12 protein-coding genes are annotated in these 12,659 nt (G+C 72.2%); 6 read left to right on the forward strand and 6 right to left on the reverse strand.

What is annotated here, in order from left to right; all coding sequences use genetic code 11:
* Positions 1 to 259: 259 nt before the first annotated feature.
* From ABZW10_RS38225 to ABZW10_RS38235, 3 genes are read right to left on the reverse strand one after another with little or no spacing between them, the layout of a single operon-like run.
* A complete protein-coding gene (locus ABZW10_RS38225; protein WP_355376219.1) occupies positions 260 to 1,354 on the reverse strand; it encodes a low specificity L-threonine aldolase in 1,095 nt (364 codons plus the stop codon).
* Complete coding sequence (locus ABZW10_RS38230; RefSeq protein ID WP_355376189.1) at positions 1,351 to 2,109, reverse strand: SDR family NAD(P)-dependent oxidoreductase; 759 nt, start codon at positions 2,107 to 2,109, stop codon at positions 1,351 to 1,353. The genes ABZW10_RS38225 and ABZW10_RS38230 overlap by 4 nt, the downstream gene beginning before the upstream one ends.
* Entirely contained in the window at positions 2,106 to 3,506 is a 1,401-nt protein-coding gene (locus tag ABZW10_RS38235) for a DUF6421 family protein (protein WP_355376192.1), read from the reverse strand. Before ABZW10_RS38235 ends, ABZW10_RS38230 begins: the two co-directional genes overlap by 4 nt.
* Positions 3,507 to 3,840: 334 nt before the next feature.
* Between ABZW10_RS38235 and ABZW10_RS38240 the strand changes: the two genes are divergently transcribed.
* Together ABZW10_RS38240 and ABZW10_RS38245 are read left to right on the forward strand one after the other, a co-directional pair.
* A complete protein-coding gene (locus ABZW10_RS38240; RefSeq protein ID WP_355376195.1) occupies positions 3,841 to 4,422 on the forward strand; it encodes a DUF5134 domain-containing protein in 582 nt (193 codons plus the stop codon).
* Between the two features lie 177 nt (positions 4,423 to 4,599).
* Positions 4,600 to 5,562, forward strand: coding sequence for a M56 family metallopeptidase (locus ABZW10_RS38245; protein ID WP_355376198.1), 963 nt, complete (start codon positions 4,600 to 4,602; stop codon positions 5,560 to 5,562).
* Between the two features lie 101 nt (positions 5,563 to 5,663).
* Here the strand turns inward: ABZW10_RS38245 and ABZW10_RS38250 are convergent, their stop codons facing one another.
* Positions 5,664 to 6,098 (reverse strand): MarR family transcriptional regulator, encoded by a 435-nt coding sequence (locus ABZW10_RS38250; protein ID WP_355376200.1) that lies wholly within the window; start codon positions 6,096 to 6,098, stop codon positions 5,664 to 5,666.
* A gap of 88 nt (positions 6,099 to 6,186) precedes the next feature.
* Here ABZW10_RS38250 and ABZW10_RS38255 point away from each other — a divergent pair, with 88 nt between their 5' ends.
* Entirely contained in the window at positions 6,187 to 7,710 is a 1,524-nt protein-coding gene (locus ABZW10_RS38255) for an MFS transporter (RefSeq protein WP_355376203.1), read from the forward strand.
* A gap of 266 nt (positions 7,711 to 7,976) precedes the next feature.
* Positions 7,977 to 8,582, forward strand: coding sequence for a TetR family transcriptional regulator (locus tag ABZW10_RS38260; RefSeq protein WP_355376206.1), 606 nt, complete (start codon positions 7,977 to 7,979; stop codon positions 8,580 to 8,582).
* 106 nt (positions 8,583 to 8,688) lie between these two features.
* Here ABZW10_RS38260 and ABZW10_RS38265 read toward each other — a convergent pair whose 3' ends face one another.
* On the reverse strand, positions 8,689 to 9,555 hold the full coding sequence (locus ABZW10_RS38265; RefSeq protein ID WP_355376209.1) for a helix-turn-helix transcriptional regulator: 867 nt from the start codon (positions 9,553 to 9,555) through the stop codon (positions 8,689 to 8,691).
* A gap of 414 nt (positions 9,556 to 9,969) precedes the next feature.
* Between ABZW10_RS38265 and ABZW10_RS38270 the strand changes: the two genes are divergently transcribed.
* On the forward strand, positions 9,970 to 10,497 hold the full coding sequence (locus tag ABZW10_RS38270) for an ATP-binding protein (RefSeq protein WP_355376211.1): 528 nt from the start codon (positions 9,970 to 9,972) through the stop codon (positions 10,495 to 10,497).
* A 321-nt stretch (positions 10,498 to 10,818) separates the two neighbouring features.
* Here ABZW10_RS38270 and ABZW10_RS38275 read toward each other — a convergent pair whose 3' ends face one another.
* A complete protein-coding gene (locus ABZW10_RS38275; protein WP_355376214.1) occupies positions 10,819 to 11,082 on the reverse strand; it encodes a DUF397 domain-containing protein in 264 nt (87 codons plus the stop codon).
* A 514-nt stretch (positions 11,083 to 11,596) separates the two neighbouring features.
* Here ABZW10_RS38275 and ABZW10_RS38280 point away from each other — a divergent pair.
* On the forward strand, positions 11,597 to 12,517 hold the full coding sequence (locus tag ABZW10_RS38280; RefSeq protein WP_355376217.1) for a hypothetical protein: 921 nt from the start codon (positions 11,597 to 11,599) through the stop codon (positions 12,515 to 12,517).
* Positions 12,518 to 12,659 lie beyond the last annotated feature (142 nt).

Here is a 12,659-nt window from a genome sequence, read left to right on the forward strand (position 1 = left end):
CGCTGTTGAGTTCTCAAGGAACGGACGCTTCCTTCGAGCCGCCTTCCAGCGGGCCCTCCGGGCGCTTCGTTCTTTCGTGTTTCGAGCTTATCAGATGTTTTCCGCTCCGTTTTCCGGAGTTTCATTCATCCGACTTCGCTTTCCGCTTGTCCCCGCTCTCTCGCGGCGACTCCGGAACTGTACGGGGACCGACCCGCCACATGCAAATCGTCCCGCCCTGCTGACGCAGGACGGGACGATCGGCGGTTCAAGCGGCGTCTCAGGCGCGGCCCATCTCCTCGGCGATGGCCGCCGCGAAGGCGTCGATGTCCGCCTCCGTGGTGTCGAACGCGCACATCCAGCGGACCTCGCCGGTGTGCTCGTTCCAGAAGTAGAAGCGGTAGCGCTTCTGCAGTCGCTCGCTCACCTCGCGCGGGAGGATCGCGAAGACCGCGTTGGCCTGGGCCGGGCGGACGACGGTCACGCCGTCGATCCCGCGGACCGCCGCCTCCAGGCGGCCGGCCATGGCGTTGGCGTGGCCGGCGTTGCGGAGGTAGAGGTCACCGGAGAGCAGTGCCTCGAACTGGACCGAGACGAAACGCATCTTCGACGCGAGCTGCATCGAGGTCTTGCGCAGGAACTTGATGTTCCGGACCTTCTCGGGGTTGAGCACGACCACGCACTCGCCGAACAGCAGGCCGTTCTTCGTGCCGCCGAAGGACAGCACGTCGACGCCCACGTCCGTGGTGAAGGCGCGCAGCGGGACGCCGAGCGAGGCGGCGGCGTTGGCCAGCCGCGAGCCGTCCACGTGGACCAGCATGCCGAGCTGGTGCGCGTGGTCGACGATCGCCCCGATCTCCTCCACGGTGTAGAGGGTGCCGAGCTCGGTGCTCTGGGTGATCGAGACCGCGAGCGGCTGCGCGCGGTGCTCGTCGCCGTAGCCCCAGGCCTGCTGGTCGATGAGCTCGGGGGTGAGCTTGCCGTCCGGGGTGGGGACGGTGAGCAGCTTGATGCCGCCCATCTTCTCCGGTGCGCCGCCCTCGTCCACGTTGATGTGGGCGCTCTCGGCGGCGATCACCGCGCCCCAGCGCGGGAGCAGGGCCTGCAGGGCGACGACGTTGGCGCCGGTGCCGTTGAAGACGGGGTACGCCTCGGCCTGCTCGCCGAAGTGGCGGCGGAAGACGTCCTGCAGGTGGGTGGTGTAGTCGTCCTCGCCGTAGGCGATCTGGTGGCCACCGTTGGCGAGGGCTATCGCGGTGAGGACCTCGGGGTGCACGCCGGCGTAGTTGTCGCTGGCGAAGCCGCGGACGGCGGGGTCGTGCCGCCGTACCGCGTCGGTGCGGCCGGAGGGGTCGGTCGCGGAGGGGTCGGTCATTGGGCTGTCAGCCACAGGTGCTGTCCGTTCAGTTCTTCTGCGGGGCGGTCCCAGAGGCCCGCCAGGTGGGCGGCGAGGTCGGCGGTGTCGGTGAAGCCGGTGAACTTGGCGTCCGGCTTCTCGGCCCGCATCTCGGGACTGACCAACGCCTTGATCACCAGGATCGCAGCCGCGGCGGTGGGCTTGCCGTCCTCGGCGGTGGTCTCCTTGCGGAAGGAGTCCGCCATGGCGAGCGTCCAGGCCTCGGTGGCGGCCTTGGCGGCGGCGTAGGCGGCGCCGCCCGCGGTGGGCTTGTGGGCGGCGGCGGCGGAGATCATCGCGTACCGGCCGGACTCGCTGCGGAGCAGGGCGGGCTGGAACGCGAGCGAGGTGTGCTGGAGGGTGCGCACGACGGTGTCGTGCAGGAAGTCCCAGTCGTCGAGTCGGCTGTCGAAGAAGGTCTTGCTGCCGCGCCAGCCGCCGACGAGGTGGATCACGCCGTCGACGTGGCCGTGCTCGGCCTCCAGGTGGTCGGCCCAGTCGTGGACCTCCTGCGGGTCGAGGAGGTCGATGACCTGGCCGCTGATCCGTGCGCCGCGGACGGCGACGCGGACGGTGTCGAGCGCGGACTCCAGGCGGCGGGCGTCGATGTCGGCGCCGATGACGGTGGCGCCGTCGGCGGCGAGGCGGCGCAGCACGGCCTGGCCGGCCGGGCCGCTGGCTCCGGCGACGGCGATGACCTTGCCGGTCAGCGGTCCCTTGGGTGCGGTGGTCACGCGGCAGCTCCCTGCAGGCCGGCACCGGTGATGCCGGCGGTCGAGGCGATGACGCCGCCGAGCTTCTTCGAGAGGGCCTCGTAGAACATGCTCAGCGGGAACTCGTCGGGGAGCACAGCGTCGCACAGGGCCTTGTTGAGCGCCTTGCCGTCGGTGATGTCGAGCGGGAGCGCCTCGGTGCCCTTCGCCCAGGTGGAGGCGGGGTGCGGGGTGAGGTAGCGGGAGACCAGCTCGTAGGCGGCGATCCAGTGGGCCGGCTTGGGGCGGTCGATGCCGTCGCGGTAGAGGGTCTCGATCTCGGCGCAGAGGGCGTTGGTGACCTGCGGGGCGCGCTCCCAGTCGATGCTGAGGCGGTTGTCGCGCCACTGGAGGGCGTTGTTCTTGTGCAGGTAGGCGAAGAGCAGCTGGCCGCCCATGCCGTCGTAGTTGCGCACGCGGTCGCCGCTGACCGGGAAGCGGAAGAGGCGGTCGAAGAGGACGGCGTACTGGACGTCGCGGGCGTGCTCGTTGCCCTCGGTCTCCAGCTGCACCGCCTCCTTGAAGGTGGTGAGGTCGCAGCGGAGCTCCTCCAGGCCGTACATCCAGAACGGGCTGCGCTGCTTGATCATGAAGGGGTCGAACGGCAGGTCGCCGTGGCTGTGGGTCCGGTCGTGGATGAGGTCCCAGAGCACGAAGGTCTGCTGCGAGCGCTCCTGGTCCTCCAGCAGGGCGGCGGCGTCGGCGGGGATCTCCAGGCCGAGCTGCTCGACGGCGTTGGTGGAGACGACGCGGAAGCGGGCGGCCTCGCGGTCGCAGAAGATGCCGCCCCAGGTGAAACGTTCCGGCGCCTTGCGCACGGCCACGGTCTCGGGGAAGAGGACGGCGGAGTTGGTGTCGTAGCCGGCCGTGAAGTCGTTGAAGGTGATCGGCACGAACATCGGGTTGTCGAAGCGGGTGCGCTCCAGCTCGGCGAGCCACTCGGGCCAGACGACGTTCAGCAGGACGGCTTCGAGGTTGCGGTCCGGGTTGCCGTTCTGGGTGTACATCGGGAAGACGACCAGGTGCTGCAGGCCGTCCTCGCGCTGGTCGGCGGGCTGGAAGGCGAGCAGCGAGTCCAGGAAGTCGGGCTCCCGGTAGCCGGTGTCGGCCCACTTGGCCAGGTCGGCGTCGACGGCGGCCAGGTAGGCGGCGTCGTGCGGGAAGTGCGGGGCCAGCTCGGCGACGGCGGTGCGCACGGTGGCGACCAGCGGGTCGACCGTGTGGCGCTGCACGGAGGCCAGGTCGATGGAGCCGTCCTTGGACTGCAGGGGGCGCAGGGTCTCGACGGCGTCCTTCAGACGCAGCCAGGCCGGGTGCTCGGCGAGGTTCTGGGCCGGGGCGTCGGCCGCCACAGCGAGCCTTGACGAAAGATTCTGCATCGGGGACTCACTTCGACAGGAGGGTTTCAACGAGACCACCATAAGTACGAAAGGTTCTTCCGTTCAAGGGGGGGCCGAGCGACGGATCTACGGCGGCGCGTGTCCGGGGCGCGAACGGCGGCCGCGCGCACGGTCGGTGGGATCTTCCGGACAGGCCGGGCGAATCCCCCAAGGCGACCATGCCGCGCGGCTCCGGGCCCCGCCACCGGGGGGAGGTTCCGCGCCCGGCCGCACGACCGGCACCTCCGTGCGCCCCCGTTCGCGCCCTGCTGCGGGCGGCGGCGGGCGCCGATCGTGGACGGGACGCCCGTCCGCGCCGCCCGGGAGGCCGCCGTTGCACGGTCCGAACCTGGTCAGCTGGCTGCTCGCCGTGCTCTCCGCGGCCTCCGGGGGCTACTGCCTCTCCCGGCTGCGCCACGCCCCGTGTCTTCCGGCGGACGGCGCGCCCGTCCCCGCGGGCGCTGGACCGCGGCGGCTGCGCGCCCACGAGTCGGACCTGGCCGAGGGACTGATGGGCTGCGGGATGGCGGCCATGGCGGTGACCGGGACGGCCGTACCGGGTGAGGTGTGGGCCTGGGTGTACGGTCCGCCCGCGGTGCTCCTGCTGCTCGTGGCCCTGTGCCGGCCGGCCCGGCGCGCGCACCGGCTGCACCACGCGGTCGGCGCGCTGGCGATGACGTACATGGCGCTGGTGATGACGGCCGCCCCCGGCCACGCCGGGCACCACGCGGCGGCGGGCTCGCCGGCGCTGACCGGCGCGCTGCTCGTCTACTTCGGCGGGTACGCGCTGTGGTCCGGCAGCCGGCTGCTGAGCGGGCCCGGCGGGGCGGTGCCGGTGACCGCGGCGGCCGGGCTGCCCCGGGCCTGCCGGCTGTCGGTGGTCATCGGCATGTTCGCCATGCTCCTGACCATGTAGGACGTCCGCACCGGGACCGTCCGGCCGCCGTACGGCGCCGCGGGAAGCCGCCACGCCGGAGCGCGGTCGTGGCGTTGGTCACTGGGCGACCGAAAGTCGTACCACCGCACCCCGGCAGCGCATAAGTTGGCGGGAAGCGCACTGTCGCGCTCCGTTTGCCCTCGGGGAGCCCATGCCATGACGGCCCTGCTCGGCCTGCTGCTGCTCGGACTGCTGCTCGCCACCGCCGCTCCCCGGCTGCTGGCCCGGGCGCGCTGGGTGGAGCGGGAACCGGTGCTGGCGCTGCTGGTCTGGCAGTGCCTGGTGGTGGCCGTGCTGCTGTGCTGCGCGCTGAGCCTGGTGCTGGCCGCGATGGCCGCCCTGCCCGCCCTGCGGGAGGTGCTGTTCTCCTGCGCGCCGAACGGCGTCGAGGCCGCGTACGGGCTGCACAACGCCGAGGGCTGGGGGCGGCTGTGCGCGGCGGTACTGGCGGCGGGCGCTCTGCAGACGGCGTTCGCACTGACCCGCGAGGTCCGTACGGCGAAGGCGCTGCGCGCCCGGCGGCACGCCCAACTGGCGAAGCTGTCACCGCCGTTGCCGGAGTCGATCGAGCCGGCCTCCGGTCAGGGCGCCCGGCCGCGCCGGGAGCGGCTGGTGGTGCTGGAGAACGTCCGCCCGGAGGCGTGGTCGCTGCCGGGGCAGGACTCCCGGCTGGTGGTGACCACCGGGGCGATGCGGCAGCTGACGGACCGGGAGCTGGCGGCGGTTCTCAGCCACGAGCGCGGGCACGTCCGGGCCCGGCACCACTGGCTGGCGCAGGTCGCCCAGGCGCTTGCTTCCGGATTCCCCGGGGTCGGGGTGTTCAGCGCCTTCCGGGACCAGGTCGGCGAGCTGGTGGAGCTGGCGGCGGACGACCGGGCGGCGCGCCGGCACGGGCGGCACACCACGGCGCTGGCGCTGGCCGAGATCAATCTGGGACGCGGGGTGTTCGGTTCCTGCCCGCCCGGGCTGGCGCAGTCCCCGAAGCGGGTGGACCGGCTGCTGGCGGGACGGCCGCGGCTGTCGGTGCCGGGCCGGCTGCAGGTGACTCTGTTCGCCCTGGCGACGCCCGCCGCGGTCGTGGTGCTGGCCGCCGCGCCGGGACTGCTCGCCCTGCGCTGACCGCCGGGGCCCCGGGGCCATCGGGGCCACCGGCAACGCCGGGACGACCGGCGCGGCCGTGACGTCCAATCGGCCGGAAAAACCGGCGAGTTGGCGAGAGGTCAGTCGGCGATCGGGGAGCCGCAGGCCGGCTCCGGGTCGTCGGCCAGGGTGAGCGAGAGCACCTCGCGGTGCAGCGGACGCGCCTCGTTGTAGCGCCGGTGCCCCTCCTCGGTCAGCGCGACCTTGATGCCGCGCCGGTCCTCGACACACATCGCACGGGTGACCAGCCCGGCCTTCTCCAGCCGGCCGATCAGCCGGGAGAGCGCGCTCTGACTGAGGTGCACCGTGGGGGCCAGCTCCTGGACCCGCAGCCCGTGACCGGTGCCGTCGCAGCCCTCGACCAGGCGCTCCAGCACCTCGAACTCGCTCATGCCCAGGCCGAACTTCTCCCCGAGCTCACGGTCGAGCAGGCAGGAGGTCTGGGCATGCCGGGCCAGCAGGTCGCGCCACTGGGCGACCAGACCTGCCTCCGCCGGGGAGTCGAGTTCAGCCACGGCGCCACCGTACCACAGGCGCCAGCAACTTATGCGTTAACATCTTATTCACTTGCATTGAATGCACATGCATGTAGTCTCTTGGGCCATGACCACAGCGACCGCCACGACATCCGACGCACCGTCAGCTGCCGGAGGCCACTGGACCCCTCGCCTCTGGGGCACCCTGATCGTGCTCTGCGCCGCGCTCTTCCTGGACGCCCTGGACGTCTCGATGGTGGGCATCGCCCTCCCGTCCATCGGCTCCGAACTGCACCTCTCCACCTCCACCCTGCAGTGGGTGGTCTCCGGCTACGTGCTCGGCTACGGCGGCCTGCTGCTGCTCGGCGGCCGTACCGCCGACCTGCTCGGCCGCCGCCGGGTCTTCCTCACCGCGCTCGCCGTCTTCGCCGCCGCCTCCCTGCTCGGCGGCCTGGTCGACGACGGCGGCCTGCTGATCGCCGCCCGCTTCCTCAAGGGCGTCGCGGCCGCCTTCACCGCCCCGGCCGGCCTGTCGATCATCACCACGACGTTCCCCGAGGGCCCGGCCCGCAACCGGGCGCTGTCCATCTACACCACCTGCGGCGCCAGCGGCTTCTCCCTCGGACTGGTGCTCAGCGGGCTGCTCACCTCGGTCGGCTGGCGCTGGACCTTCCTGATGCCGGTCCCGATCGCGCTGATCGCCCTGGCCTTCGCCGTCCGGCTGCTCCCCCGCCCGGCCGAGGAGAAGGCGCACGGCCGCTACGACGTGCTCGGCGCGATCACCGGAACCGCCTCCGTCCTGCTGCTGGTCTACACCGCTACCGAGGCCCAGGGCGCGGGCTGGCTCAGCCTGCGCACCCTGGGCTCGCTCGCCGTCGTGGTGCTGCTCGTCGCGGCCTTCCTGGTGGTCGAGAGCCGCACCGCGCACCCGCTGGTGCGCCTCGGCATCTTCCGCAACGGCGGGGTCGCCCGCGCCAACGTGATCGCCTTCGCGATGGCCGGCGCGTACGGCGGCTTCCAGTTCGTGGTCACCCTCTACCTGCAGGACCTGCTCGGCTGGTCGGCCCTGGCGATGGCGCTCGGACTGCTCCCGGCCGGGGCGATGATCGCCCTCTCGGCACCGTTCATGGGCCCGGTGGTGGACCGCTTCGGCACCGGCCGGCTGCTGCCGATCGGCCTGCTCGCCCTGGTCGGCGCGTTCGCGCTGTTCCTGCGGCTGGACGAGCACAGCTCGTACCCGGCGCTGGTGCTCCCGTCGATCGTCCTGCTCGGCGTCGGCTTCGCGCTGGCCTTCCCCTCGGTCAACATCGCCGCCACCGACGGGGTGGCCGACGAGGAGCAGGGGCTCGCCTCCGGGCTGGTGAACACCGCGATCCAGGTGGGCACCGCGGTCGTGCTGGCCGGCGCCACCGCGATCATCACCGCCGGCAACGGCGGCGGCACCAGCGCCCAGGCCCAGCTGGACGGCTACCGGCCCGCGCTGCTCTTCGTCACCGGGGTCGCACTGGTCGGGCTGCTGATCGCGGTGACCGGCGCCGTACTCGACCGCCGGAAGAAGGCAACTCCCCTGCCGGTGCTGGACTATGATTATCCGTCAGTAAGCCGGGAAGACCTGGCTGAGCGGCGCGACGAGATCCTCAGCAAGAGCTGAGCGCCGAGCACCGGACGACGGGCGGCCCGGTCCCCGACCCGGGGTTCCCGGCACCCGTGTCCGGCCCCCGCCGTCGGACCGGGCGCCGGCTCTACCAAACCCCCGTGTTGGTAGAGCCGGCGCCTCCGTACGAACCGAACCGGACCGCCCGACCAAGGGCCGGACACCGCGGTTCGCCCGTCGGCCCGGCCAGTATATTGGCCGCCAGCCAACGAACGTACGGAGCAGACACGATGGCACCTCGCGGGGATTCGGTCAATGAGGAGATGCGTCAGCGCTCCCGGCGACGCATCATGCGGGCCACCGTCGAACTGGTCGACCAGCGCGGATACGCCGGGACCACGCTGACCGACATCGCCGAGCGGGCCGGACTCGCGCGCGGGCTGCTGTCCTACTACTTCGACGGCAAACGGCTGCTGATGCAGTCCGCGACCCACCGGATGATGCACCGGACGCTCTCCGCCGCCCTCGACGAGCTGGCCCCGGACGCGGGTCCGGAGGCCCGGCTCGCCCGGGCCATCGACGCGGTGCTCGGCCTGGCCGTGGACCACCCGCGGGTGATGCGCTCGCACCTCGCGCTGATCCTCGACCCGGACACCGGCGCCTTCGTCCAGGACCCGGAGCAGCAGCGGCTCGGCGCCCTCCTCCAAGGACTGCTGCGCGACTGGGGCGCGCCCGACCCGGCGGCCGAGCACGCGGTGCTGCGCAGTGCGCTGATGGGCGGTTGCATAGGCCTGCTGCTGCCCGGGGCGGAGCTGCCGCTGGCCCCGATCCGCGCCGACCTGTTCCGCCGTTACGACCTGCCCTGGCAGCTGGGCCGCCCGCCGCAGCCGCTCCCGCCGGAACGGGAACGGCCGCCGGCCCGCGGCTGACCCGCGGCGGCCGGCGGCCGCTCCCCCGTCGTGCTCCGGTCACCTCCCGGTGTCCCGGTCCCCGGTCTCCCGGTTCCCGTTCTCCCGGTCGGCTCCCGGCTCGCGCTCAGCGCTCCTTCAGGATCGAGGACAGCAGGTCGATGGTGCGCTCGGGCGTGAGACTGTCCACGCAGAGCCGTTCCATGACCTGGATGTAGGCGTCCACGTCGTCGCGCTTGTCCAGGTACAACGCACTGGTCAGCTGCTCCAGGTAGACCACGTCGGCGAGGTCCTGCTCGGGGAAGCGCAGGATGGTGAACGCACCGGACTCACCCGCGTGCGCGCCGAAGCGGAACGGCATGACCTGGATGACCACGTTGGCCTGCTCGGCGGCGTCGATCAGGTACTGGACCTGGCCGCGCATCACCTTCGGCCCGCCGACCGGCCGGCGCAGCGCGGCCTCGTCGATGACCGCCCAGAGCCGGGGGCTGTTGCCCTCGGTGAGCAGCTTCTGGCGGCGCATGCGCAGGCTGACCCGGCGCTCCACCTCCTCCTCGCTGATCACCGGCCGACTCTGGCCGAAAACCGCCCGTGCGTACTCCTCGGACTGGAGCAGGCCGGGGACGAACTGGACCTCGTAGGTACGGATGAGGGCAGCGGCCTCCTCGAGGCCGACGTAGGTCTGGAACCAGCCCGGCAGGACGTCGTTGAAGCTGTGCCACCAGCCCGACTTGTTCGCCTCGCGGACCAGGCCGAGCAGAGCCTCGCGTTCAAGGCCGTCGTCCACGCCGTAGAGGCTGAGCAGGTCGGCGACGTCGCGTTCCTTGAAGCTGACCCGGCCGAGTTCCATGCGGCTGATCTTGGACTCGGAGGCGCGAATCGCGTAGCCCGCATCCTCGCGGGTGATGCCGCGCGTCTCGCGGAGCCGGCGCAGCTGGGAGCCGAGGAGGATCCGGCGGACCATCGAGCCGCCGCCCGGCTGAACTGTGGTCATGCGGTCCTAACCTCCACCTAGGGCAAACAGCGCACAGTCTGCCATCAGTTGAGCGCTCACGGTGCCGATACTGACGGATGTTCCTATCAGTTCTGCACTCCATGCACCAGGATGCACGTGCATCCGGCGCTTGCATATGCCATTTGAACGACTGCACGTGAATCGACTCTTGCATCTGCAGTGAGCGCAGAGCACGATGGTGCACGTGCACCTGCACATCCCTGGCAATCCCGCGGGCTCCGCGTCGACCCCACGCGCGATTCCGTGCACCGGCCCGGCAGCGCCCCCGCGCCTCCGGGCCCTCGTGCGCGCGCGCCTGGTCGAGGGGCGGCCTCGCGGCCGAGCGAGTCGGAGGTGACCGGCATGACCCCGGCGGGTCCAGCCGTGTCCGCCCCCTTATGGGAGGAGCTCTTCATGAGCACCGGAACGGCCTTGGCAGTCGACCCCCATGTGGTCACCTGTACGCTCGCTCCCCGCTATGAGGCTGTGAGAACCGCGCGCGACTTCGCCAGGACCGCCCTGCAGCGCTGGGGGCTGGGCGAGCTCTTCGACGACGTCGCGCTGGTGGCATCGGAGCTGGTGACCAACGCGCTGCGGCACGCGATCGGCGCGTGTCCCACCGCGGCGGACGACTACGACTTTCCCACGCATCCGGCGGCGGAGAGCCGGCTGCCGATCCGAATAAGCCTCGTGCACCGCGCCCCCCAGATCGTCTGCGCGGTGAGCGATCCCAGCAGCGCCGGCCCGGTGGCCCGGGAGGCGGACTTCGTGGCGGAGTCCGGCCGGGGCCTGCACCTGGTCGACTCGTTCAGCCGTTCCTGGGGCTGGCACCCGCTGGGCAGCGGCAAGGTCGTCTGGGCGCTGTTCGAGGCGGAGGAGGCGCAGCGGTTGGCGCCCGCCCCGGTGGCCGAGTTCGGCGGACGGCACCGGCGTTCGGCCTGACCGGCGTCCGAGGGCATCGCGTCCGAGGGCATCGCGTCCGACGGCGCGAGCGCGTGGAATCACCACAGCACGGCGAACGGCACCCCGGCAGCGGCGACCGGCGGCCCTCGGGCAGCGGGCACCGGCGGCCCACCGGTGGTGGCGGCGCCGTGATCCGCGTGCGGCGGCGGTCCGGACGGGACCGCGCGACGAAGGCTTCGCGGCGAAGGCCCGGAACGACGGCTCCGGACCGACGGCTCCGGGCGAGGCCTTCAGGAAAAGACAAAGGCCGTCGTGGTGTCAGCACCCACGACGGCCCCCCGATGTGAAGCCGGCGGCCGGTCAGACCGCCAGGTGGTCGAACTCCCCGTCCTTCGCCCCCAGGAGCAGTGCGGCGATCTCGGCGCGGGTGTAGATGAGCGCCGGACCGTCCGGGAACCGCGAGTTGCGCATCGCCACCTCGCCCCCGGGGAGTGCGGCGAACTCGACGCAATTGCCCTGGGAGTTGCTGTGCAGGCTCTTCTGCCAGACCACGCCCTCAAGGTCGGTCGCGGCCATCCCGTTGTACGTGTCGGACGTGTCGAACGTGTCGTGCGTGTCGTGCATAGAAATCTCCCGAAGAGCTCCGGAGTGGGTCGTTCAGCTCGGCGCCCCGGCCCCGGCCGAACGGACGGGCCGGCCCCGTACCGGCCCGGCACACCGCCTCACTTGACGTGATGATAGCTCCAGTGCACGTGCATCAGCACGGGACGTTGCAGGTGCACGGCCTTTTCGACACCGAACCGGAACTCTTCACGAGGCGCCCGCCTGACGGTACGTAAACGGACAAAGCCGACTGAATCGGCAAGCCACCGATAACCGCCCGTAGGCGGCCACCCTCCGATTGTTGATCTTCGAACGCCCGGAGTCGCCCTTTCGTGACCCTCCGTCAGGCCACCCGCGCGCTGTGAGACATCTCACGCGCCGGACCGGCAACGCGGTTCCCGTTCCGGCGCATCTGAACGGGTACCGGGAGAACTGCCGCCCGAGGGCCGGTTATGTCCGGTTTTCACGGTGGCCGTCCCCCTCGGTTCGGCAGCCGACTGCGGGGCGGGCGGACCGATGTCCTACGATCTCCGCCATGAGCACCGCAGCCATCCCGGGCGCGCCACTGCCCGTCCGCACTCCAGGCTCCCGTGCGCGGGGGCGCCACCGCCGTCCCGAGCGCCCCGAGATCCCGGCCGGTTCCCCGGCCCTGCTGCTCGCCGTCCCCGCGGCCGCCGGGCCGGAATCCCGGCCCGTCGTCGAGGAGCTGCTGTCCATCGTCCGCAGCGAGCAGAACGGCGTGCGGACCGCCGCCGGTTACCTGCCCTCCGGTGGCAACGAGGGCGAGGCGGGCGGCGAGCGCACCGTCGCCGAGCTGCTGGCGGAGGCGGCCGAGGCCGGCCTGCCCGCGCCGGTCGTGGTGCCGCTGGTGCCCGGCCCGCACGACTTCCTCCCCCACCTGCACGCGCTGGCCGCCGAGTACGGCGCCCCGGTGACCGACGCGCTCGGCCCGCACCCGCTGCTCGCCGAAGCCGTCCACGTCCGCCTCTCCGAGGCCGGGCTGGCGCGCGCCGACCGGGCCCGGCTGTTCGCCATCGCGACCGCCGCCGACGGCGTGGTGCTCACCACCGTCGGCGGGCAGGTCGCCGCCGACGCCGCCGGCATCACCGGCATGCTGCTGGCCGCCAGGCTCGCCGTGCCGGTGGTCGCCGCCGCGCTGGACCTGCCCGGCTCGGTGGCCGACGCGGTCGCCCACCTCAAGGAGATGGGTGCCCAGAACCCGGCGCTGGCCCCGCTGGTGATCGGCCCCGAGGCGGACGCCGAGCTGCTCGCCGCGGCGGCCGAGGAGTCCGGCTGCCCGTCGGCCGCGCCGCTGGGCGCGTACCAGGCGGTCGGCCAGCTGGTCGCCTCCACCTACCTGGCCACGCTGCCGGCCTTCGACCCCGAGGACGGGGTCGAGGAGGCCGGCGCCGAGGAGGGCGCGGCGCGCGGCGCCGGCCGGCACGCCGCCCAGTAGCACCCACCGCGCGAAGCCACCGCGCGCAGGGCCCGGAACGGTTCGTCCGGATGCTGTTGGTGAATTGTGATTGATCGCCTGCGGTGAGTGATGCCGGTCTCCGAGACTTGTCTCGGAGACCGGCGTTTCGTCGTTGTGGGGG

Source organism: Kitasatospora sp. NPDC004723 (assembly GCF_040609255.1).
Classification (GTDB): domain Bacteria; phylum Actinomycetota; class Actinomycetes; order Streptomycetales; family Streptomycetaceae; genus Kitasatospora.